General features: G+C 62.2%; 19 protein-coding genes and 2 pseudogenes. 4 read left to right on the top strand and 17 right to left on the bottom strand.

Going from position 1 to position 23484, the window contains the following annotated elements; genetic code table 11:
* Positions 1 to 22 precede the first annotated feature (22 nt).
* From HWE17_RS18050 to HWE17_RS18015, 8 genes are all read right to left on the bottom strand, one after another.
* Complete coding sequence (locus HWE17_RS18050) at positions 23 to 1030, bottom strand: succinylglutamate desuccinylase (RefSeq protein ID WP_099403989.1); 1008 nt, start codon at positions 1028 to 1030, stop codon at positions 23 to 25.
* Complete coding sequence (locus tag HWE17_RS18045) at positions 1030 to 5757, bottom strand: NAD-glutamate dehydrogenase domain-containing protein (RefSeq protein WP_176389674.1); 4728 nt, start codon at positions 5755 to 5757, stop codon at positions 1030 to 1032. Before HWE17_RS18045 ends, HWE17_RS18050 begins: the two co-directional genes overlap by 1 nt.
* A gap of 152 nt (positions 5758 to 5909) precedes the next feature.
* Positions 5910 to 7250, bottom strand: coding sequence for an N-succinylarginine dihydrolase (gene astB / locus HWE17_RS18040; protein WP_176389673.1), 1341 nt, complete (start codon positions 7248 to 7250; stop codon positions 5910 to 5912).
* Between the two features lie 11 nt (positions 7251 to 7261).
* Complete coding sequence (gene astD, locus HWE17_RS18035; protein WP_176389672.1) at positions 7262 to 8758, bottom strand: succinylglutamate-semialdehyde dehydrogenase; 1497 nt, start codon at positions 8756 to 8758, stop codon at positions 7262 to 7264.
* Entirely contained in the window at positions 8751 to 9815 is a 1065-nt protein-coding gene (gene astA / locus HWE17_RS18030; RefSeq protein ID WP_099376232.1) for an arginine N-succinyltransferase, read from the bottom strand. The genes astD and astA overlap by 8 nt, the downstream gene beginning before the upstream one ends.
* Before the next feature lie 13 nt (positions 9816 to 9828).
* A complete protein-coding gene (locus HWE17_RS18025) occupies positions 9829 to 10860 on the bottom strand; it encodes an arginine N-succinyltransferase (protein ID WP_099376231.1) in 1032 nt (343 codons plus the stop codon).
* A 107-nt stretch (positions 10861 to 10967) separates the two neighbouring features.
* Entirely contained in the window at positions 10968 to 12209 is a 1242-nt protein-coding gene (gene astC, locus HWE17_RS18020) for an acetylornithine/succinylornithine family transaminase (protein ID WP_099403994.1), read from the bottom strand.
* Positions 12210 to 12348: 139 nt separating this feature from the next.
* The gene (locus HWE17_RS18015; RefSeq protein WP_176389671.1) at positions 12349 to 13293 is read right to left on the bottom strand and encodes a GlxA family transcriptional regulator; all 945 of its coding nucleotides are present in this window, start codon (positions 13291 to 13293) and stop codon (positions 12349 to 12351) included.
* Positions 13294 to 13424: 131 nt separating this feature from the next.
* Between HWE17_RS18015 and HWE17_RS18010 the strand changes: the two genes are divergently transcribed.
* The 3 genes from HWE17_RS18010 to HWE17_RS18000 all read left to right on the top strand — a co-directional run bounded on the left by HWE17_RS18010 (position 13425) and on the right by HWE17_RS18000 (position 15183).
* Positions 13425 to 13853, top strand: a complete 429-nt coding sequence (locus HWE17_RS18010) for a MarR family winged helix-turn-helix transcriptional regulator (protein WP_176389670.1) — start codon at positions 13425 to 13427, stop codon at positions 13851 to 13853.
* A 45-nt stretch (positions 13854 to 13898) separates the two neighbouring features.
* Positions 13899 to 14183 (top strand): hypothetical protein, encoded by a 285-nt coding sequence (locus HWE17_RS18005; RefSeq protein WP_034745526.1) that lies wholly within the window; start codon positions 13899 to 13901, stop codon positions 14181 to 14183.
* Between the two features lie 151 nt (positions 14184 to 14334).
* Entirely contained in the window at positions 14335 to 15183 is an 849-nt protein-coding gene (locus tag HWE17_RS18000) for an HDOD domain-containing protein (protein ID WP_035822834.1), read from the top strand.
* Positions 15184 to 15187: 4 nt separating this feature from the next.
* On the opposite strand, the gene HWE17_RS17995 is transcribed toward HWE17_RS18000, so the two are convergent.
* The 6 genes and pseudogenes from HWE17_RS17995 to HWE17_RS17970 all read right to left on the bottom strand — a co-directional run bounded on the left by HWE17_RS17995 (position 15188) and on the right by HWE17_RS17970 (position 18426).
* Positions 15188 to 15352, bottom strand: a complete 165-nt coding sequence (locus HWE17_RS17995; RefSeq protein ID WP_158300282.1) for a hypothetical protein — start codon at positions 15350 to 15352, stop codon at positions 15188 to 15190.
* A gap of 186 nt (positions 15353 to 15538) precedes the next feature.
* Positions 15539 to 16165 (bottom strand): glutathione S-transferase family protein, encoded by a 627-nt coding sequence (locus HWE17_RS17990; protein WP_176389669.1) that lies wholly within the window; start codon positions 16163 to 16165, stop codon positions 15539 to 15541.
* 74 nt (positions 16166 to 16239) lie between these two features.
* Positions 16240 to 16941, bottom strand: coding sequence for a YafY family protein (locus HWE17_RS17985; protein WP_176389668.1), 702 nt, complete (start codon positions 16939 to 16941; stop codon positions 16240 to 16242).
* 55 nt (positions 16942 to 16996) lie between these two features.
* Positions 16997 to 17344: pseudogene (locus HWE17_RS17980) on the bottom strand (ATP-binding cassette domain-containing protein); the annotation flags it as partial.
* 141 nt (positions 17345 to 17485) lie between these two features.
* A pseudogene (locus tag HWE17_RS28725) lies at positions 17486 to 17572 on the bottom strand (biotin/lipoyl-binding protein); the annotation flags it as partial.
* Between the two features lie 452 nt (positions 17573 to 18024).
* Positions 18025 to 18426, bottom strand: coding sequence for a hypothetical protein (locus tag HWE17_RS17970; RefSeq protein WP_176389667.1), 402 nt, complete (start codon positions 18424 to 18426; stop codon positions 18025 to 18027).
* A gap of 613 nt (positions 18427 to 19039) precedes the next feature.
* Between HWE17_RS17970 and HWE17_RS17965 the strand changes: the two genes are divergently transcribed.
* Positions 19040 to 19399, top strand: coding sequence for a transposase (locus tag HWE17_RS17965; RefSeq protein ID WP_176389666.1), 360 nt, complete (start codon positions 19040 to 19042; stop codon positions 19397 to 19399).
* A gap of 218 nt (positions 19400 to 19617) precedes the next feature.
* Here HWE17_RS17965 and HWE17_RS17960 read toward each other — a convergent pair whose 3' ends face one another.
* The 3 genes from HWE17_RS17960 to secD all read right to left on the bottom strand — a co-directional run bounded on the left by HWE17_RS17960 (position 19618) and on the right by secD (position 23420).
* Positions 19618 to 20367 carry a hypothetical protein gene (locus HWE17_RS17960; protein WP_176389665.1) on the bottom strand — a complete coding sequence of 250 codons (750 nt, stop codon included), beginning with the start codon at positions 20365 to 20367 and terminating at the stop codon, positions 19618 to 19620.
* A gap of 74 nt (positions 20368 to 20441) precedes the next feature.
* Positions 20442 to 21464 carry a protein translocase subunit SecF gene (secF, locus tag HWE17_RS17955; protein WP_035822841.1) on the bottom strand — a complete coding sequence of 341 codons (1023 nt, stop codon included), beginning with the start codon at positions 21462 to 21464 and terminating at the stop codon, positions 20442 to 20444.
* Positions 21465 to 21554: 90 nt separating this feature from the next.
* Positions 21555 to 23420, bottom strand: coding sequence for a protein translocase subunit SecD (secD, locus tag HWE17_RS17950; protein ID WP_035822844.1), 1866 nt, complete (start codon positions 23418 to 23420; stop codon positions 21555 to 21557).
* Between the last annotated feature and the right edge of the window lie 64 nt (positions 23421 to 23484).

Genomic DNA, 23484 nt, shown 5'->3' with positions numbered 1-23484 from the left:
ATGCTGTGTGACGGCTGGACGATCAGGAGGTACGCACCACCATCAAGCCCGCGCGCAAGCCCACGCGCACGTCCGGGTTGGGAAACACCACCAGTTCTTCCGCGTGCTGCACCGTGTAGACGTGGTCGCCATCGCTGGCGATCACGGCGTGCTGCGGCAGGGACGTGAAATTCTGCGTGCTGCGATCAAACGCCATGCGGAATTCATCGCTGTGCTTGATGATTTCCTGCGCCACCTTGAACACGTGCGGCGCTGCCTTGACGGGCTGCGCAGGCAAGCCCCGCAGCAAGCCGTCCAGCGCCCGCGACACGTCGTCGAACAGGGACAAATCGTTCTGCCCCAGGGTGCCCACGCGGCCCAGCTCCACCGTACTGGCGGCCGCACCGAAATGCTCGGCCGAATAATAGCTGTAGGTGCCGGCCGACTGCGGGTTCATGATGATGGCGCCGATGGCGGCCTGGCCCAGCCAGGCTATCAGCTGCGCCTTGGCGTCGTCGGCCACCAGGTCCGGCACGATGGCAAACGTGGGATACACGGAGGGCCGAATGGCCGTGTGCAAATCCAGGTGCCAGCGCACGGGGCCCGCCGCTGCAAAGAACGCTTTTGTCGCGGCGATCATCTCATCGGCGCGCGCGCTTTCCGCCGCTTGCGCCAGGCTGCCCCGCACGGGGCGGAACATGCGATTCAGGTCGGCGTCGATGAAACGCTTGCCGGCCCGGATCGCATCGACATTGCCCACGCAAACGAGCAGGTCGACGGCCAGTGCGGACGCATCGCGCGACAGCGCGTCGAGCAGATGCGCCAGCACTTCGATCGGTCCCGTTTCGTCGCCATGCACGCCCACCGAGACGGCCACGCTGGCGCGGCCGGCTCCCGGTTTGACGACTTGCAGCATGCCGGGCGCCGGCAAGGCCACCGTGAAACCGGCGTCCGAAAACAACTGCGCCACGCCGCTGAAATCGGCCTGCGCCAGCGCCTGCACTACCGGTGTTACTACCGGTGCTATTACCTGCGTTACTTCTTGCGTCATTACACCGCCGCTTCCGCTGGGGTTTTCGCCGTGATTTTATTCACGGCTTCCGACAAGGTCCACACGTCCAGCATGGCTTGCTCCAGTTCCGTCGCCGCCACATAGGCCGACAGGCCCAGCGCGCCCGTCACGGCATCGACTGCCTGGCCGGCATTGCCTTGCTCGGCGCGCGCCAGCACCTGCGTCAGCAGACGCTGTTGCGTGCGGCGCAGCGCTTGTTGCGCGTAGTTGCGCAACTGTTCCTGCGATTTGCCTTGCGCGGCCAGCTTCAGGCCACGCTCCAGGGTGTCGATGCCCGCCTGGCTGCGCAGGGCCAGGCCCACTTGCAGGAAGGCCGCCAGGTCCATCGAAGCAGGACGCGGCACGGACAGGGCCGGGAACAGGAAGCCGGCAACGACTTCCAGCGCGTCGACCGCATCCCACGCCTGCACGAAGGCCGGACTCAAGCCCGGCACCAGCGCCGCTTCCGACTTGATGCCGACGGCTTTGAGCAGCTCGCGCTTCGATTCCGCGCCAAACAAACGAGTCAGTTCGGCCAGGCCGGCGCCGCGCAATTGCTCGGCCGGCACCGACAGCACGCCGGCGATCATCGTTTGCTGCAGCACGCGCGTTTGCGCGTCGACCTTGATCGACACCTCGCGTGGAATCGTCAAGGCATCCGCATCGAGCGCGTCGAACACGGGCGCCAGGTTCAGCGCCACCCATGCCTGGCCCCAGGCCAGGATCACGGTCGATTCGTCCACGCCGTGTTCCGCCGCCAGGTTGCGGATCATCAGCGGGCCGCAGCGGTTGATCACTTCATTGGCCAGCACGGTCGCCAGAATGGCGTTGGCCAGCGGGTGGTCGAGCGCCGAACGGGTTTCCACCAGCAAGGACGGGAAGTACGGTTTCAGGACCGGCTCGGCCCACGTTTCGCCCGTCAACGGCAGTGCGGACAGGATGCGCTTGAAGCGGTTCTTCACGTTGGCGATCACCACCGCCAGTTCCGGCGTGCTCAAGCCACGACCGTCGCTCTTGCGGCGTGCCAGTTCGGCCACCGACGGCAGTTGCTCCAGCTCGCGCGACAGGGCGCCTTCTTCTTCCAGGCTGGCGATCAGCGCGGCATAGCCATCCTGCACGGCGCTTTCGCTTTGCGCCTGCAACTCGCGCACCAGCAAATGCGTCTGCTGCGTGTTGTCGCGCAAGACCAGGCGCTCGACGTCGTCCGTCATCGCATACAGCTCGCGATTGCGTTCGGCTTCCGTCAGCTTGCCCGCATTGACTTCCACGTCCAGCCAGATTTTCACGTTCACTTCATGGTCCGAGCAATCCACGCCGGCCGAGTTGTCGATCGCATCGGTGAAGATGCGTCCACCGGCCAGCGCGAACTCGATACGGCCCGCCTGCGTCGCACCGAGGTTACCGCCTTCGGCCACGACTTTTACGCGCAGCTCATTGCCGCTGACGCGGATGTGGTCATTCGCGCGGTCCTTCACTTGCGCGTGGCTCTCCGTCGACGCCTTGATGTAGGTGCCGATGCCGCCGTTGTAGAACAGGTCCACAGGCGACTTCAGGATGCGATGCATCAGTTCTTCCGGCGCCAGCGCAGTTTCCGCGATATCGAGCGCGGCGCGGATCTGCGGCGACAGTTCGATGCTGCGGGCGGAGCGCGGATACACGCCGCCGCCTGCCGAGATCAAGTCCTTGTTGTAGTCATCCCACGAGGAACGCGGCAAGGCGAACAGGCGTGCGCGTTCCTCGAACGAGACGGCGACGTCCGGTGTCGGATCGAGGAAGATGTGGCGATGGTCGAATGCGGCCACCAGTTTCAGCTGGCGCGACAGCAATACGCCATTGCCGAACACGTCGCCCGACATGTCGCCCACGCCGACCATGGTGATCGGGGTGGTATTGAGGTCGTGGTCCATTTCATAGAAGTGGCGCTTGACGGCTTCGAATGCACCCTTGGCGGTGATGCCCAGCTTCTTGTGGTCATAGCCGTTCGAGCCGCCCGAGGCGAACGCGTCGCCGAGCCAGAAACCGCGCTGCACTGCGATGCCGTTGGCGATGTCCGAGAACGTCGCCGTGCCCTTGTCGGCGGCGACCACCAGGTAAGGATCGGCTTCATCGAAGCAGACGGTGTCGACCGGCGGGACGATATTGCCCAGCGAGCGGTTGTCCGTCACTTCCAGCAGGCTGGAAATGAACAGACGGTAGACGGCTTCGCCTTCGGCCGCGATGGTTTCACGCACGGCGTCTTTCGGCATCATCTTGCAGACGAAACCGCCCTTCGCGCCGGCCGGCACGATGACGGCGTTCTTGACCATCTGCGCTTTCACCAGGCCAAGCACTTCGGTGCGGTAGTCTTCCATCCGGTCGGACCAGCGCAAGCCGCCGCGGGCGACGGGGCCGCCGCGCAGGTGCACGCCTTCGAAGCGGCGCGAGAAGACGAAAATCTCGCGGTAAGGACGCGGTTCCGGCACCAGCGCCAAGCTGCTGGTGTCGAACTTGAAGATGATCTTGTCGCCTTGTTGATTGTTCTGGAAGTAGCTGGTGCGCAGGGTGGCGGCCATCAGGTCGGCCAGCGCGCCGAGGATTTCCTCGGTATCGGCATGGTTCACGGAGGGCAGGCCGGCCTTGATGGCGGCGATGCTTTCCAGGGCTTGCGCGTGCTGCGCGTCGGACAGCGAAGGATCGAAGCGCTGCAGGAAGGCTTCGACCAGGGCTTTGACCTGGGCCGGCTGCTTGCGCAGGCTTTCGGCGATGTAGCGCACCGAGAAGCGGCTGCCCGTCTGGCGCCAGTAGCTGGTATAGGCGCGTACCAGTTGCACTTCGCGCGTCGACAAGCCGCCTTCGATGACGAGGCCATTCAGGCGGCCATCTTCGGCCGTGTCGTTGAACAAGGCGGCAAACAATTCCTGCGCCACGGCGACGACGGATGGCTGCGCCAGTTTCGCCGCGCTGGCGGCATCAACCGTCAGGCTGGTGATGAAATAGCGCGTGCCGTCGGACAGCGAAACGGAGTATGCCTGTTCGCGGTCGATGGCCACGCCCGCATTGTGCAGGGCCGGCAGGATGGTCGACAGCGGCGGCACCTTGTTGGCCGAGTACAGGCGAATCGTGGTGACGGCGCCCGTCTCGATGCGCACGGCCACGTGCGCCGGATCCGTATTGCGCAGGATGGTGTCGAGGTCGCGGAAGGCGACGGCCGGCGCGGTGGCGGCCACGTAATCGAGCGGCAAAGTCGCGCAAAGTTTGCGCAGGCTGCTGCGCAGGGCCACGTCGGGCACGGCGTCGGCCACGGCGGCAAAGCCGTTATGCCAGCCATCGAGCACGCTCAGCAGCGGCTGTTCGATATCCGTTTCCAGGTCCAGCGGGTAGCGCGCGGCGTGGGCGATCAGGTAGACGCGCGCCAGGGGGCCGTCGGCCACCAGGGTTTGCATACTCACGTGCGTGGCGCCGGAACTGGCTTGCAGGGCTTTCGCCAGGCTCGATGCCACGCTGGCGCTGTAGCGCTCGCGCGGCAGGTAGACCAGCACGTTCAGGTGGCGCGCATACACGTCGCGGCGCGCGAAGACCTTGGTGCGCGGCTGCTTGTACAGCGAGACGACGGCGCCGCACACTTGCGCCAGCCAGTCGAGGTCCGCTTCCAGCGCTTCCGTACGCGGCAGGGATTCAAGGATTTCGCGGAATTTCTCGGCGCGGAAGCCTTGCTGGCGCACGCCGGCCAGGCTCAAAACCTTGGCCACGCGGCCGCGCGCAAACGGCAGCGCCGCCAGCGGGGTGGAGTTGCCGGCACGGGTGAACAGGCCGACGAAGCAATGCTCGCCCAGGATCGCGCCTTGCGCATCCATGTCGCGCACGCCGATGAAGTCCAGCTGCTGGTCGCGGTGCAAAGTGCCCGCCACGTCGGCCTTGACGATGGACAGCGCCGAGTCGCGCTTGGCCAGGGTGTCGAAGTCGCCGGGGATGTTCGCCAGGCAGGTGCCGTAGACCGGGTGCGCCGTATCCTGCAGCACGCCGGCACGGCTAGGAATGTCGCGTTCGAGTTCGCGCACGCCCGGCTTGACGCGGTAGTAGGCGTAGCCGAATACTTCAAAGCCGCCGCTGCGGGCCCACTCCAGGAAGGCCGCCACTTCCGCGCCTTCTTCGCCATGCTGCGATGCAGCCGTGGCGACGGTGGCCAGGCGCTCGCTCATGGCGGCGGCATCGCGGCGCACGATGGCGGCGTCGCGCGCGACCGTCTCCAGGGCGGCGACCAGCGCGGTCTGGGCTTCCGGCGCCAGCTCTTCGTCGAGCAGCACCAGCACATACGATTCGAGCGGGTCGCCCGGCTGGCGCACCGCTTCGACGCTGCCATCAAGAGCGCGGCGCACGGGCAGCACGGTGTTCATCACGCCGCGCACGGCCAGGTGCTGGCGGCGCATGGTCATGACGATGGAGTCGACCAGGTAAGGCATGTCTTCGTTCAGGATCAGCAAGGCGCTCGCCATGCCGCCACGGCCATCCGCATAACGCAGGGTGGCGATCTGGCAGCCGTTGCCGGTGCGCTTGGCCGCTTGCGTGAAGCCGTCCACCAGCACGGGCGCCAGACTGTCGGGCGCGATGTCGGCCAGGTCTTCGGCATCGAGCGAGTCGAGCCATGCCTGCACCAGCTGCACGACAGGCGCCGCCGCCTTGCCTGCATTGCCAGCCGCGTTAATCAACTCCAGCGTTTGTGTACGCAAATCTTGTGGCGTGTGATTCATCTTGCATCTCCATTACGGTAATGTGAATGTCCAACGCTGTCGTTCGGGCTTGTGGCTGGGCGGCAGCGGTGTCAAGAGACGGGGGTCGCCCGTCCAATTCTGTCTGTGCTACGGATAGTTGTCTCGGATTTGTTCTGTGTTTTTTCTATCGCCTACAAGTCGTACAATCCAGGTAAGTTGAGGATGATCGTCAATTCTTCAAGCGCCGCATGCACTTCCAGCGCCAGCTGCGGGTCGGCCAGGTCGCCCGGCTCCAGATGGTCACGGTAGTGTTTTTCCACCCACTGCACCAGCCGATGGTACAGCGTTTCCGTCATGATCACGCCCTGATGCATGGCGCGCGCCTCGGTTTCCATCAGGGCCACGCGCAAACGCAGGCAGGCGGGCCCGCCGCCGTTGCGCATGCTCTGGCGCAGATCGAAATGAATCAGTTCGTCAATCGGACCACCGCTGGCCACCAGACCTTCCAGGTAGCGCGACACGGCGCGGTTTTCCTGACACTCCTGCGGTATCACCAGCGCCATCTTGCCGCCCTCTTTCGTCAGCAACTGGCTGTTGAACAGATAGCTGGTCACCGCATCCTGGATCGGTACCTGGCCCGTGTCCACGCGCAGCGCGTGCAACTCGGCACCCGTGGCGGCGACGGCGCGGTGCAGCTGCGACAAGCTGGCTTCTTCATCGGCAAACGCCTGTTCATGGTAGAACAGCACATTGCCATTGCCGACGGCGATGACGTCGTTATGGAACACGCCCTGGTCGATCACGTCCGGGTTCTGCTGCACGTACACGGTGCGCTTCGCGTCCAGGCCATGCAGGCGCGCCACGGCTTGCGACGCTTCCAGCGTCTGGCGCGCCGGATAGCGCTTCGGCGACGGCGCCGATGGGTCGAACTCCACCCGGCCATACACGAACAGTTCAACGGATGGCGCGCCGTGGCTGGCGCCCAGACGCGTGTGGTTGGCCGCGCCCTCGTCGCCAAAGGCGGGCGTGGACGGCAACGCGTCGTGCACGGCAAAGTGCTTGTCATCGCTGAAAATGGCGCGCAGGCTGCGCGCCGACTGCGCGTGCTCGAAGGCGCGGTGCAGCTTGTTATTCAGATTGGCGGCCGTGAAATGCACGCGGCCATCTTGCGTGTCGGCCGACGGGCTGACCGTGGCGGCATTCGCCGTCCACATGGGCGAGGCGGAATACGCGCAGGCCAGAATCACAGGGGATTCCTTGTAGGCGCGCGCCAGCACCTCGGCATCCGTGCCCGTGAAGCCGATGGAGCGCAGCAGGCGGAAATTCGGCCGGTCCTGCGGCGGCAGCAAGGCTTGCGCAAAGCCGCGCGCGGCCAGGGCGCGCATCTTGGCCAGGCCCTGCAAGGCGGCCTGCTTCGGATTCGAAGCGCTTTTCACATTGCTGAACGAGGCCACGTTGCCGAACGAGAGTCCGGCATAGTTATGCGATGGCCCGACCAGGCCGTCAAAATTGTATTCACGCGTGCTGTGCATGGGGAGTTTCCTTAAAAATTCAGGCCGGGCGACAGCTTGGCCGGCATTTCCAGCGCGCTGTTCTCGATCGAGGCGACCGGGTAGGCGCAGTAATCGGCCGCGTAATACGCGCTCGGACGGTGGTTGCCCGACTTGCCGACGCCGCCGAACGGCGCCGTGCTGGCCGCGCCCGTGGTCGGACGGTTCCAGTTGATGATGCCAGCGCGCGCGCGTACCTGGAAGGTTTGCCACAGGGCCGGGTCGTCGGACAGGAGCGCCGCGGCCAGGCCGAATTCGGTGGCGTTGGCGACCTTCAGGGCCGCGTTGAAATCGGCCACGCGTATCACTTGCAGCAACGGGCCAAACCATTCCTCGTCGGGGATGCCGGTGGCGTTGGTGACGTCGACGATACCGGCCGTGACAAAGCCCGCCTCGGGATTCAACTGACGCATCTGCAGCAAGGTGGTGCCGCCCTTGGCGACCATGTCCGATTGCGCCTGCACCAGGCGCGCGGCCACGGCGCTCGATACCACGGGACCCATGAATGGCTGCGGCTGCGCATCGGACGCGCCGATGCCCAGTTTCGCGGCCACTTCCACCAGGCGCGCGATGAAGGCGGCACCAAAGGCATTATCCTGCACCACCAGGCGGCGCGCGCAGGTGCAGCGCTGGCCGGCCGAAACAAAGGCAGAGAAGATCGCGTGGTGCACGGCCGCGTCCACGTCCTTGACGTCCCACACCACCAAAGCGTTATTGCCGCCCATTTCCAGCGCCAGCATCTTGCCCGGCTGGCCGCCGAACTGGCGGTGCAGGCTGATGCCCGTCTGGCACGAACCCGTAAACAATACGCCGTCGAGGTGTGGATTGGCGCCCAGCGCCACGCCCGTATCGCGCCCACCGTTGACGAGGTTGACGACGCCATTGGGCAAGCCGGCCTGCTGCCACAGCTGCACGGTTTTGATGGCCGTGCGCGGTGCATATTCGCTGGGCTTGAAGACGATGGTGTTACCGGCGATCAGGGCCGGCACGATGTGGCCGTTCGGCAGGTGGCCGGGGAAATTGTACGGGCCGAACACGCCGAACACGCCATGCGGGCGGTGGCGCAGCACGGCGTCGCCATCGGCGATCTTGCTTTGCGTGATGCCCGTGCGCGCGTTGTACGACTGCACCGAGATATCGATCTTGTTGGCCATGGTGGCCACTTCCGTGCGCGACTCCCACAAGGGTTTACCCACTTCTTCCGAGATCAGCAGCGCCAGCGCTTCCGCATGTTCCTTCAGCAGTTCGCGAAAACGCACGCAGATGGCGATACGCTCTTCGACGGGCGTATCGGCCCACGCTTCAAAGGCGGCGCGGGCGGCCTGACAAGCCTGTTCGACTTCATTCTCTGTCGCTTCCAGGCTGGCCCAGGTCTGCTTGCCGGTCGACGGGTCGATGGTGAGCAGTTCGCGGCCCGTGCCCGGCAGCCAGGCGCCGTTGATGAAGTTCGATGCTGCGGTAGATGAATTAAGGTTGGACGATTTAGACATGGGGATGCTTCCTCGGGTTGAGTGACAAGGTGCGCACGGTGTCGCCGTGATGGCAGCGCAGCAGATGCAGTTCATCGTCGTCCAGCGCGATCTTGCCGCTGTGCGGATTGGCGCCGGTGACGATCATGCGGAAATCTTTCAGGTCGGTGTTCGACACCAGGTAAGGTTCGGCCAGGGCCGTGTCGCCGCACACTTCCGGCACAGGCACTGGCACAGTCGCGGCGTCGAGCACGGCCGGCATGCTGTCGCGCATGGCGCGCAACTCGGACACGCGCGCCTGCAGCACGGGACCGGCGTCGAAAATATCGACATAGCCTTCGAAGTGCAAGCCTTCCTGTTCCAGCAGGCGGCGCGCGGGCGCCGTGCTCAGATGCACCTTGCCAATGACTTCCTGCGCCTCGTCGGGCAGGTAGGCCACGTACATCGGTTGGCGCGGCATCAATTCGGCGATGAAGGATTTCTTGCCCAGGCTCGTCAAGTCGTCGACGTGGTGGAAATCCATCTTGAAGAAGTGGCGCCCCAGGCCTTCATAGAACGGCGAGCTGCCGTCCGGCGCCTGGTAGCCGCGCATTTCGGCGATCAGCTTTTCCGTGAACAGGTGCGGGAACTGGGCGATGAACAGGAAGCGGCTTTTCGACAGCAGCTTGCCGTTGTTGCCGCTGCGGTAATCAGGGTGCAGAAACAGCGAGCACAGTTCCGTGCTGCCCGTCAGGTCGTTCGACAGGTACAGCGTTTCCATGCGCGTAAACACATCGAGTTCGCGGCTGGAGTGGACCAGGGTGCCGATGCGGTAGTTATAGAACGGCTCTTCCAGGCCCACGGCGCCCTTGATGGCGCACACGCCGGCCAGGCGGCCCGTATCCGTATCCTCCATGACGAACATGTAGTCGCGCTTTTCGGGCGGGATGGTTTCGGCGAACGAAGCGCAGGCGATGGCCAGGCGGTCGCCCAGCATTTTCATGTCCGGCTTGAGGGTGGTCATGCCGGTGCCGACCTGGCTGGCCAAGCCGTACAGGGCGTCCAGGTCAGAAGCGTTGATGGCGCGTACTACTAGCATAATGTTCTCTCGGTTAAATGCGCACGCAAATGACGCTGTCGCCTTCGGCCACGGCCAGCGCTTCAAGCAGCTCGGGCGGCAAGCCGACGGTGTCCTGCGCTTCGAGCGCATCGCAGGTAAAGGTGACGGCGCGGAAGTTGCGTTCCGCGCCCGATGCGACCGCGTAATGCACTTTCAGGCCCGTGCGGCTGGGCGTGACGCCTGCGACGACGCGGCGCGTGAGCGAGCCCGTAAACGAGCGCAGCGCATGCTTGTGTGCCTGCAGGATCGGACCGCCATCGAAGATGTCGATGTAATCGTCGGCTTCAAAGCCTTCTTCCGTCAGCAAATTGAATGCCAGTTCGCCGCTCGGATGGATCTGGCCCATGGCCGCCTGCGCGTCGCCGGGCAGCAGCGGCACGTACACGGGGTAATGCGGCATCAGTTCCACGATCAGGGTGCGGTTGCGCGCGCCGCCGATGACTTTTTCGGCATCGAGGAAATCCATCTGGAAGAACTTGCGGCCCAGCGCATCCCAGAACGGCGACTGGCCGTTGGCGTCCGTGATGCCGGCCAGCGGCACGAAGAAGCGGTCGCCGAAGCGGTGAGGCGCCAGTACGGCGAACAGCAGCCGCGCGCGCGACAACAGGGCCGCTTCCAGGCCCGCCTGCTCCATGTTGCGCACATAGAAACCGGACAGCTGCGAGTATGCCGTCAACTCCGAGCACAGGGTCAGCGCATGCACGCTGTGGCTGATGTTCAGGTCGCGCGAGACTTGCTGGATGACGTCGTTGCGAAAGGAAAAATAGGTGCCGTTCGAGCCGGCCGAGGCAAAGATGGCGGCCGTGCCGGCAATGCTCTTGTCGAGCAGGGATTCAAGCACGAAGAGATACGACTCTTCGCTGGGGATGTCGACATGGGCGGCAAACGAGGCGATGGAGCGCTCGACGGAGGCGGCGATTTTTTCGCGCGTCTTCGGCAGGGTATGGACACCCGGCATGGTTACCGCGGCCAGCGCTTCGAGGGCTGCGATATCCGCAATTTCTACCGGACGGACAACATACATGGGTACTCCTTCAATGCTGACGATACTTGGGCTAAATACCCGGGTAGAACCAAGCCGGCCCGCAGCAAAGCGGCGGGCCGGTGATCAAACAGGGAGCGGGGCTAGCTTCAGGCTTTCAGCATGCCGTCGATGGCCACGCGCAGCAGACGGCCCGCTTCGGCGATTTGCTCGTCCGAGACGATCAGGGCCGGCGCCAGGCGCACCACGTCCATGCCGGCGATCAGCACCATCAAGCCTTGCGCTTCGGCCGCTTTCTGGATGTCTTTCGCGCGGCCTTTGTAAGCATCGCTGACTACCAGGCCCAGCAGCAAACCGCTGCCGCGCACGATGGAGAACACTTGCGGGTAATCCGTGATCAAGCCTTGCAGCATGGCGATGGTGTTGACGCTCGCTTCTTTCACGCGCGCCAGGAATGCCGGCGTGTTGATCGTCTCCAGCACGGTCAAGGCCACGGTGGCGGCCAACGGGTTACCGCCGTAGGTGGTGCCGTGGGTGCCGACGGCCAGGGTCTGCGCCAGTTCATTCGTGGTCAGCATGGCGCCGATCGGGTAGCCGTTGCCCAGCGCCTTGGCGGCCGTCAGGATGTCCGGCGTGACGCCGTAGCCCATGTAGGCGAACAACGCGCCAGTGCGGCCCATGCCGCTCTGGACTTCGTCGAAAATCAACAGGGCGCCCGTCTTGTCGCACAGGGCGCGCAATTCCTTCAGGAACTCAGGGTTGCCCGGCACCACGCCGCCTTCGCCTTGTACCGGCTCGACGATCACGGCGCACACGTCATCGCCGATGGCGGCGCGCGCCGCTTCGATGTCGTTGTAGGCGATGTGGTCGATCGACGGCGGCAGCGGCTCGAAGCCTTCCGTGTACTTGGCCTGGCCGCCGACGGAGACCGTAAACAGGGTGCGGCCGTGGAAAGAGCTGAAGCACGAGATGATACGCGACTTGTGCGCGCCAAACTTGGTGTGCGCGTACTTGCGCGCCAGTTTCAGGGCCGCTTCGTTGGCTTCCGCGCCCGAGTTGCAGAAGAAGGCGCGGTCGGCGAAGGTCGCTTCCGTCAGGGCCAGCGCCAGGCGCAGGACAGGCTCGTTGGTATAGCCGTTGCCCAAATGCCACAAATTATTGATTTGCTTGGTCAGCACGTCGACCAGGGCCGGATGGCAGTGGCCCAGGCTGTTGACGGCGATGCCGGAGGTGAAATCGAGGTAATGCTTGCCAGTCTGGTCCCACAGATCCAGACCGGAACCGCGCACGGGCACCATGGCTGCAGGGGCGTAGGTAGGAACGAGGACCTGGTCAAAGGTTTCCCGGGTGACTGGACGAGCCGTTACGGTCGAATCAAGCTTGGCATTCATAGCATTTCCCCATCAATATGTTAGGTACTCCGCAGCTACGACAGCTACGTGTGTACTGCATTATAAAAAGCGGGATGCTAAAACTCTTTTGGATCTGCGACAAGGATTTTCACAATTCATCACAGCCAGGCTTGCTTAATTACGCGGGAGGCATGAGCTTGCGCTGCCGCTCTTCCCGCGGCGTATTGCCAAACAGGGTGCCAAAGGCCGTGGAAAAGTGCGAACCGGAAGAAAAGCCGCACATCAGGCCGACTTGCACGATGGAATAATGTGTATCGAGCAACAGTTGCCGTGAGCGCTGCAGGCGCAGCTCCAGGTAGTAGCGCGACGGCAAGCTGCCCAGGTATTGCTTGAACAACCGCTCCAGCTGGCGCCGCGACAAGCCCACCAGGCTGGCGATGTCGTCCGTCGACAGCGGCTCCTCGATATTGGCTTCCATCAAGGTCACCGCTTCGGACAATTTCGGCTGCAGCACGCCGAAACGCGCCTGCAGGGCCACCCTCTGGCGCTCTTCCTTGCCGCGCACCTTGTCCACACACAGCGCTTCCTTGACGAGGGCCTGCACGTCGGCGCCAAAGATCGTTTCGATCAGGGTCAGCGAAAAGTCGATGCTGGCCGCGCCGCCGCAACAGGTGATGTGCGGGCCGTCGATATCGAACAGGTGCGGCGTTAAAATGGCCCGTTCGGCCTTGGCTTCCGCATCCGCGTACAGGGCCCACGGCAAGGCGATGCGCACGCCATCCATGACGCCCGCGTCGGCCAGCCACAGCACGGCCGCGCCCACGCCGCCCCAGAATGGCGCCGAACGGCAGCGTTCGATCACGGCCCGGCACAGCTCGGCGCGCAGCGGCGCCTCCGTTTCGTCGGCCACCAGCAGCGCGATATGCCAGTTGCCGCCCTGCGCGGCCACCTGTTCCGGCGTGCGCACGTCCAGCCGCAGGGCCTCCGGCCCCAGCGCCCGCGCGCACAGGCGCAGCGGCTGCACCAGGCCGGCCCAGGTGATCGACTCGGCATCGCCGGCATGCACCAGCAGCAAACGCAGCGGTTTGTCGAGGCCGATACGGGAAAGATTAGCGAAGGACATCGGCGAGGCGGGCCAGGGGCAAGGGCTGAGTTGCCCACATGATACCGGACTTCCGCTCCATCGAGACCCGCGTGCAAGGGCGCATCCCGGCGCGGCGGAAAAAAGCGGGGCGGAAGGATATAATCACCCCCATGGGTGAACGATATTTAAAAAGTATCCGGCTGCTGGCCGAATGCATGCAAGGCTTCGAGCGGTTTTCTGGCGACTTCGTGCGCCAGTACGGCTTGACGCATGCGCAATTCGACATCATCGCCACGCTCGGCAACACCTCCGGCATGTCCTACAAGGAACTGGGCCAGAAAACCCTGATTACCAAGGGTACTTTGACGGGCGTGGTGGACCGGCTGGAACAAAAGGGGCTGGTAATCCGCGAACGTTGTCCGCGCGACAAGCGTTCCTATTACGTGCGCCTGAGCTGCGAGGGAGAACAGGTGTTCCATGACGTGTTCCCCAAGCTGACAAAACAGGGCCAGCGCCTGTTCGACGGCTATACCGAAGACGATTTCATACGCCTGGAAAGCACCCTGGCGGGCTTGAAACAGGCCATCGCCAACGGCTGACCATTCACCAAGCACAGACATTCAAACAAGACAAAGGAAACCAAGTTGAAAACCTCACTGCTCGAAGGCAAAAAGCCTGCTCATTTCGATAAACACATCATCGGCAACCTGCTGCTCAACGCCAGCACGCCGGAACTGGTGCGCCAGGAAAAACTGATCATCGGCGTGCGCAACGAAGACGGCGAAATCTACCGCCTGATCGGCGCCACCAAGCACAACAGCTTCATGAACGCCGTCGAGGAACTGTTCGATCTGGGCTTGACGGATGAACTGGAAGACAGCGATGAGCTCGTTGAAGGCTGCGACGCGATATTTAGCGAAGCAGACTGATAACGCTCGCGTTATCAAAAGAGGCATGCCACCGATACCGGGGCATGCCTTTTTCCGTTTACGGGGCTTTGCTTGCCTTTTGCTAAGCTGTTTGCGAAAAGATCATGGTTAAAAAGTTCCGTACGGAAATATTGCGAGTATAATTTTTTCAATGAACAGACTCGACGCCTTTAAAAGCATCGCCGCACAAGCCGCTCGTGGCGAGCTGACCTTTCCTGCCAATGTGGACGCTTCGCTCAAGCTGCAAGAGGCGCTGGCCGATCCCGACTGCCATATCGAGGCCGCCGCCAAGCTGGTGCAGGCCGACCCGCTGCTGGCCGCGCGCACGGTGGCCATCGCCAATTCCGTGGCGTTCAACCGTTCCGGCAATGAAATCACCAGCGTGCGCAACGCCGTGCAGCGGCTCGGCGTGCGTACCCTGCAATCGGTGGTGGCATCGCTGATCGTGCGCCAGCTGGGCAGCACCATCACCGATCCCGTGCTGCAAGCGAAGGCCAATCAGCTGTGGGAGCACACGGCCCACGTGGCGGCCCTGTCGCAGGTACTGGCCCGCCGCGTCACCAAGGTGGACCCCGATACGGCCCTGTTTGCAGGCATCATGCATGAAGTGGGCGGGTTTTATCTGCTGTCGCGCGCGGCCGAATTCCCCGGCATCCTCGACGGCGAACCGGAAGACTGGGTCGAACATGGCGAACAGGCCATCGGCCACGGCGTCCTGGCCAAACTGAAGGTGCCGGAAGCGGTGATGGGCGCCATCGGTGCGCTGTGGGAAGGCTTGCGCGCCATTCCGCCCGAATCGCTGGGCGACACCCTGCTGCTGGCGAATGACCTGGCGCCCGTCTCGTCGCCCCTCAACGAAAGCCCGGCCGCCATCGCCGTGCGCGCCGCCCGCGCCGCTGGCAGCATCGATTGCGTGATCGGCGACGATGCGACCCTGTCGAGCATCATGGAAGAATCGGACGATGAAGTGCAGTCGCTGCTGAAGGTGCTGGTGCACTAAGTAATTAGCCTGCAGGCTTCTTGATGACAGGCGGCGGCGCCGCCGGCTTGAGCGTATCGACGATCAGCACATGCTTGTCCATGGCCTGCGTTCCCTGCTTTTGCTGGACGACTTGCGTGGCGACCGCCCTGGTACTCAACAGGGGTTTCGGATGGCGTGGCATGAACATGGCGTACCTGCGGAAGTGGGGTGCGTCCCATCTGCGCAGCGATTGGCAATTTATCAAGCCGCTATTCAAAAAAAAACCCGCTCGAAAGCGGGTAAAGTCCAAAGCTAGGGATGTCCTGAAAGAGACAGCCCTATCTTATGCGTTGCGCCGCACCAGCTCCGTGCGCTGGCACACTTAGCGCGCAGATTATCCCGGCAACAGTTCCACATCCGTTTCCTGCCAGGCGCGCAGCTGCCGCACGCGGGCAAACCACGCCTGGATATGCTGGTACTGCGCCAGCGGCAGCCGCACGGCCTCGCTGTACATCAGCGGCGCGGCCACGGCGAAATCGGCCAGTGTCACATCGTCTCCGTGGATCCAACTGCGCCCCGCCAGATGCGCGTCCAGCACCACGGCGCACTCATGCAGGTCGCGCTCGCCGCGCGCCTCTTCCAGCGGATCCGCCGGACCATTGCCCGTCATGCCCTTCCAGGCGCGTTCCCAGGCCAGCACGCTGATGGCCGGCGCGAAGTGCTGCGCGGCCCAGAACAGCCAGCGGTTGACGTCGGCGCGCGCTTGCGGCGCCTGCGGATAAAGCGTCTGACCCGGCACCTGCTCGGCCAGGTATTGCATGATGGCGCACGATTCCCACAGCAGGAAATCGCCATCGGCCAGCACGGGCACCTTGCCGTTCGGGTTCAGTTCGCCCAGGCGGCGGCGGTCGTCCGCATTCATCAGGTCGACTTCGGCCAGTTCCAGCGACAGGCCGAGGTGGATCGCCGTCATCAGGGCACGGCGGGCATTCGAGGACATGGGGTGGTGGTACAGGCGCATGGTGCATAACTCCGGTGAGTAAGGAAGCCACCATCGTAGTCGCCGTCACTGACAGTTTTTGTCAGGAGCGGATATCAGGATTCCGGATCAATCTCGTGCGCCTTGCGCCAGGCATCGAGCAGCACGTGGCGCCGCGTGGGATAGCGTTCCTCGTGCTGCCGCACGCTGACGATGCGGTCGATGCGGAAATGCCGGTAATCGCCGCGCAGCTCGCACCAGGCGGCCAGCAGGCGCTTGCCTTCGAAAAAGGCCAGCGCAAACGGCCACACCGTGCGCGAGGTGGCGCTGCCCTGCTCATCCTGATAAGCGAGCGTGATTTTCTGTTCGTAGCGGATCGCTTCGCGCACGGGCTGCACGTAACGATCGGCCGCCTGCGTGCCATCGGCGGGGCGCCCCAGCGGCACCCACAAGCTGGTCTCGGCCATGCTGTCGCGCAGGTCGCGCGGCGAGGCGGCCGCGATCTTGGCCAGGGCATTGCTGGCCGCCTGCGCCAGGCCCGCATCGCCCTGCCGACGCACCCAGCGCGCACCCAGCACCAGCGCCTCCAGTTCATCGGGACCGAACATCAGCGGCGGCAGGAAGGCGCCACGGCGCAGCACATAGCCAATGCCGGCCTCGCCCTGCAGGGGCGCGCCCAGTTCGGCCAGGGTCTGGATATCGCGGTAAATCGTGCGCTCGGAAACGCCCAGCTGCTGCGCCAGCTGGGCCGCCGTGACGGGCACGCGCCTGGCGCGCATGGCGTCCATCAGCAGGAACAAACGGCCGCTGCGGCTCATGGCAATCTCATAAAAAAACAATTACTCAATAATCAAACGAAACGGCATACAACAGTTACGCCGTACACTTTACCTCTTGCATAACATCCTGGGAAATTGCCCCTTGACACAATACCACCACCCGCTGCGCCATGGCGATAGTTTCCGGGCGGTGCGCAACGATCACGCGCGTGAGCGCGATTGTTTGGATTGCCGCGTTCACGGCCTGTTCGTTCCGCGTATCGAGGTGGCTGGTCGCTTCGTCGAGCACCAGCAGCTTCGGCTTCTTGTACAGGACGCGCGCCAGCAGAATGCGCTGTTTCTGGCCGCCGGACAGGCCGCTGCCTATGTTGCCCACCAGGGTATTGAAGCCCATCGGCATAGCGGCGATTTCCCCATGCACGGCGGCCAGGCCGCATTCGGCCGCTTCCGTTTGCAGCAGGACGGGCAGGCGCGATTGCAGGCGCGACTGCTGCAATTCCGCGTCATAGCTGTCGCGCCGGCTTTTCAGCAGGTTCGAGACGACTTGCTGGGGCGCCCCCGCATTGGCACTGCTGCGCTCGCCCGACAGCACGAACAGTACCTCGCCCGCGCGCACCACCTGCCCCTCCTTGACGCGTACCCCGGCAATGACGCCCGCCTGGCCCGGCATGATGCGGATCACCCCGCCGGTCGGCAACAGCACGCGCTGCGACTGCGCCTTGCGCGTGGTGCTGAAGAAGATGAAGAAAGCGACGATGGCCAGCGTGATGGCAAGGAACAGCCAGGTCAGGAATACATGGCTGACAGGGCGCGCAAGCAGCACCGTGCCGTATTGTTTATTGCCCAGATGCTCGATGGCTTGCTGGCGGAACAGCGCTTGCATAGGCGGGCTAGGGCTTGGTGCAGTAGCGTTTGATTGGTTACACAAAATAGTTTTTTTGAATAGCAATCAAACTTCGGTTTCGATCGTGATACCTACCGGGAAAGGACTGAAATACGACATCGCCGGAAAGTCTTACTCTGTCTGTTACATTGAATGATCACGCGACAGAACTACGGAATGTGCCGGATGAATAAGTGATATGCCAGCTCTATGGAAGGGCATAATTTTAGATCAATAAACTAGCTTTTGAATGCGGCTTCAGCATTTTGTCCTGCAGCGCAGGCAGCAATAATATGAATGGCACTGACACTTCTTGGTTCGAAACCAAACCATAAAAGCGCCGATATTTCAACTATTGCCAACAGAATTGGTGCTGACAGCAAAAACTTTACTGCTGCTGAGCTTGGATCAATTTTAGCATGGTCATTTTTTTCAAAAATGGTACCGCGAAATCGTTTTGTTATGGCTTTTATGCCAAAGAAGGAAGCCGCCATACCTAAAGCGGCAAAACATGCTGTGTTTAATGTGGGTGTACCTGGTGCAACTAATGAATAGGCCAAGATCCCGGCAAGACAGCATCCTGTATTGATGAACAATGCCAGTTTATTCAGTTTGATACTTGTCATCTTGATTTTTTCCATAGAAGCACCCGGCATTGCCATAAAAATATAATCATTAGATAATTATTATTTTAATTGATTTTGCATCCCACTTAATTGATTTTGCATCCGACTACCCAGCCAGCCACCACCTCCACTGCCGATATAACCGCCTAGCTGACGGCCGATGACATAGCCTGCCATGCCTCGGCAGGGCCAAAGGCGGAGCCGATGACTGCACCTGCGACGCCACCATACATGTGGCCAGCAATACCTCCGGCTACGGCGCCTATCGCAGCTCCTGCATCTCCAGCACCGCTTACTGCATCAATTTCCGCTGATGTCATAACCTGCATTTTTGACTCCGTGTAGTAAGTTAAATGAATCGACTCACGATCTGTGGGACGGTTAAATATTCAGAATTTTCACCAAGACCTATATGGTTTGCAATATTTTTATATAAAAACGATCTTTGAGATGGCGGGTGAAATACGTTTTTATAAAAATATTCCTGGTGAGCTGAACTGAAAATTATTGTCCAAAAGATCATGGGAGTGAGATATAGGATTACTCCTAAAAATGCGTCGCTAGGGAACCTCAAAAAACTGGGCGGATCATGACATGATGCCGGCACAATGATTCTGCCTCAATTTTTATGATCAAAACCAGTTTGTTTGCCAACCAAGAGCGCGAAGCGAAGCTGAACAAGCCTGGCGATACGCTGCGGTTGATGGGGCGGCATCGTGACTTCGCCACGCTGGCGGATGCGGTCAATAGTGCCACGCCACAGCCGCGAGCAAGGCGGCCGCCCACCATTCCCGAGCGGGTGATGATTCGGATTCTGTTGATCGAGCAATTATTTAACCTGAGCGACGAGCAGATGGAGTTCCAGTCAAGCAGGGCCAGAAAAACGTCGATGCGCGCTGGAGCACGAAGCATGGCCGGTCCTGCTTCGGCAACAAGGTCTCGGCCAACGTCGACAAGCATTACAAGCTGGTGTGCAGAATCAAGGTGAGCACGTCAGCAAACACGACACACTGCACTTTGAAGTCGTACTTGATCCGAACAGCTCCATTGGAATGTCGCCGCCCACAATCTACGGCGTCTGATTTCTCTGAAGGAGGTCAGAGCCGAGGCATTCCGACGCCTCCAGTGCGTCTGGGCTGCCAAATGGAAGGTGATGGCCCGAAAATCGCCGAGATAAATGCGTGCTCGAGGCCCTGTGGACTCGTTTCATAAACAGTCAGGCAAGCCCTGGTCACCCATAACGAGCGCCGACAGGGCCGGCACGTACACGTAGCCATCGGGCGCCAGGCGCGCCGCGCGCGTCCCTTCGTCCACATCGCCGATACCGTAGCAGCGCCGCAGCCGGGTGCCGGCCGGCCACCAGTAGACGGCCGCCTCCTGGTCGGGAAAGCGCTGGCGCACGCTCTCGGCCTGCGCCGCCACTTGCCGGAAGTCGCGGTAAAAGGCAGGGGCGATGCCCAGATCCAAGGCAAACGCCGCTTCCAGCGCCGCCGTCTCTGCCAATTGAGCTGCCAGCGCTTGCGTTTCACTGTCCAGGTCCTCGGCCGCCACGCCCGCTTCGACCAGGGTGCGCCGCAGCTGCACCCGGTCCGCCTGCGCGCGAAGGAACGCCGATTCCTGCAGTGCCAGCACGGCGCCCATCGGAATGCGCTTGCCGCGAGCAGCGGGAAAAACGTACAGGGCGCAGCTGCCTGCGCACACGGTGTCGATGGCGATATCGAGCCGCAGCTGGCGCACCAGGCGTCCCAGCTGCATCGCCGCCTGCGCATCGCCAGCATCGCTATTGACGCGCAACAGCCTGGTGTCCGGCGTGGCCAGCCGCCGCAGCTTGTCCACGTCGCCCTCGGCGACCGGGCCGCGCATGGCAATGCTGCCGCTGCCAGTACGGCTGAAATCGGCGGCGCCGGCCAACGCCGTCAGGCCCGCCATCACACCTGCCCATAAAAAACGCTTCATCGTCATCCGCCATAAAAAAAACGACCACCGCAAACGGTGATCGTTCTTCATTCGACCTGAAAAAAAACCTGCGCTTACACCACGGCGCCGTCGGTTTCGTCTTTTTCCTTGATCGGCTTGATCAAGTCTTCGCGCTTGACGCCCAGCCACATGGCGATCGAGGCCGCGACGAACACGGACGAGTAAATACCGAAGCAGATACCGATGGTCAGCGCCAATGCGAAGTGGTGCAGGGTCTGGCCGCCGAAGACCAGCATCGACAGCACCATCATCTGGGTCGAGCCGTGGGTGATGATGGTACGCGAAATGGTGCTGGTGATCGCGTTGTCGATCACTTCATGCACGGTTGCCTTGCGCTGCTTGCGGAAGTTTTCGCGGATACGGTCAAAGATCACCACCGATTCGTTGACGGAATAGCCGAGCACCGCCAGGATCGCCGCCAGTACCGTCAGCGAGAATTCCCACTCGAAGAAGGCGAAGAAGCCCAGGATGATCACCACGTCATGCAAGTTGGCGATAATCGCCGAGACAGCGTATTTCCATTCGAAGCGCACGGCCAGATATGCCATCACGCCCAGAATCACCACCACCAGCGCATTCAGGCCGTTCTGCGTCAATTCGTCGCCCACTTGCGGGCCGACGAATTCGACTTTCTGCAGCACCAGCGCTTCATTGCCGGCAGCATCCATACAGGCGCTCTTGATCACATGCTCACCCTTGTCGGTGACGGTATCGATGCCCTTGGTCGTGCCTTGCTCGACCTTGCACAGGGTTTCGAACACGCGCTGCGAGGTATTCGCGGCAGTCACGCCCTTTTCCACCGGCAGGCGGATCATGACGTCGCGCGCCGTATCGAAGCTGGTCACGCCAGGTTCTTCGTAGCCCATGCCGATCAGGGTGCCACGTATGCCTTCGAGGTTGGCCGCTTTCGGGTACTTCACCTCCAGCACGGTGCCGCCCTTGAATTCCACGGACAGGTGCAAGCCCTTGTGGAACAGGAAGAAGACGGCGGCAATGAAGGTCACGGCCGAAATCACGTTGAAAATCAACGCATGGCGCATGAAGGGAATATCTTTTTTGATCCGGAAAAATTCCATGAAATCCTCTGAGTTCTTTTCTGTGCGTCCGGCGGCTGTGCCACCGGACGCTATCGCTGTTGTCGCTATGGAGTGAGTCTGGGCCGCCGTTTATTTACTGGCGCCCGGTACCCACACCGTGCCGATCGACAAGGTCGTCAGCTTTTTCTTGCGGCCATACCAGAGGTTGACCACGCCGCGCGAGACGAAGACGGAGGAGAACATCGAGGTCAGGATGCCCAGGCAATGCACCACGGCGAAGCCGCGCACGGGACCGCTGCCGAAGGCCAGCAGTGCCAGGCCGACGATCAGGGTGGTCACGTTCGAGTCCAGAATCGTGGCCCAGGCGCGGTCGAAGCCGGCGGCGATCGCCGCTTGCGGCGTATTGCCGGCACGCAGCTCTTCACGGATACGTTCATTGATCAGCACGTTGGCGTCAATCGCCATGCCCAGCGCCAGCGCGATAGCGGCGATACCTGGCAGTGTCAGGGTCACCTGGATCATCGACAGCAAGCCGACCAGCAACAGCAGGTTGGTGGCCAGGGCCAGCACGCTGAAGGCGCCGAACAGCATGTAATAGGCGATCATGAAGATGGCGATGGCGATGAAGCCGTACAGGGTCGAATGGAAGCCCTTGGCGATGTTTTCCGCGCCCAGTTGCGGTCCGATCGTGCGTTCTTCGATGACGGTCATCGGTGCGGACAGGGCGCCCGAGCGCAGCAGCAGCGCCAGTTCGTTGGCGTTTTCCGCGCCGCCCATGCCGGTGATCTGGAAGCGCGAACCGAGTTCCTGCTGGATGGTGGCAACCGACAGCACTTCCGGCTTGCCCTTTTCAAACAGCACGATGGCCATGCGCTTGCCGACTCTTTCGCGCGTCGCTTCGCGCATCTTGCGTCCGCCGTCGCCGTTCAGGTCGATCGACACGGCAGCCTGCTGGTTCTGGTCGAAGCTGGCCGTGGCGCTGGAGATATAGTCGCCCGTCAGGATCACGTCTTTCGCCAGCACGACAGGCACGCCCTTGCCGACGGTGAACAGTTCCGAGTTGAATGGAATGGCGCTCGACAGTTCGGTGCCAGGCACGATGCTTTCATCGACCAGGCGCACTTCCAGGGTCGCCGTGCGGCCGATGATGGCTTTCGCGCGGGCCACGTCCTGCACGCCAGGCAATTGCACCACGATGCGGTCAGGGCCTTGCTGCTGGATCAGCGGCTCGGCCACGCCCAGCTCGTTGACGCGCTTGGACAGGGTGGAGATATTCTGTTTCACGCCTTCGTCGATGGTCGCCTTCAGGGCGGCAGGCTTCAGGGTGATGTTCAGTTTCAGGTCGCTGCCTTCGCCCGCATCGGCAAACGTCAGCTCCGTCATCTGGTCGGACAGGACATTTTTAGCTTTCACACGCGTTTCCGCATCGCGGAAGTTGATCTGCACGCTGTCGCCCACGCGCTCGATGCCGGCGTGGCGGATATTCTTGTCGCGCAACACGCTACGCGAAGCGGACTGGACGCCCTGGACTTTCTTGTTCAGTACTGCTTTCGCATCGACCTGCATCAGGAAGTGCACGCCGCCGCGCAAGTCCAGGCCCAGGAACATGGGCAAGGCATGCAGCTTTTGCATCCACATCGGGGTATTGGCTTGCAGGTTGACCGTCACGATGTACGCGGGATCGGTGGAATCGGGATTGAGGTCCTTTTCCAGCACCAGTTTCGCCTTGAACTGGGTATCGGGATCGGCGAAACGCACGCGCACGGAGGCGAGGTTGCCGGCGCCATCCATGGTGACACCTTCCGACTTGACGTTTTCTTTCGTCAATATTTGCTCGACTTGCGTCATCAGATCGCCCGTCACTTTGACGGTCGACTTGCCGCTGGTTACTTGCAGCGCCGGTGACTCACCGAAATAATTGGGCGCCGTATAAAGTGCGCCCAGCAATAAGGCGACGACGATGATGATGTATTTCCAGGCAGGATAGCGATTCATAGTGATTCAGCGTTCAGTGTTGAGCGTCGGAGGCGTCCCGAGGGGCGGCGGATAGCCGCCCCGG

This window comes from Janthinobacterium sp. BJB401 (assembly GCF_013372745.1).
GTDB lineage: Bacteria > Pseudomonadota > Gammaproteobacteria > Burkholderiales > Burkholderiaceae_D > Janthinobacterium > Janthinobacterium rivuli.
This window is presented reverse-complemented; position numbering and strand designations above follow the sequence as displayed.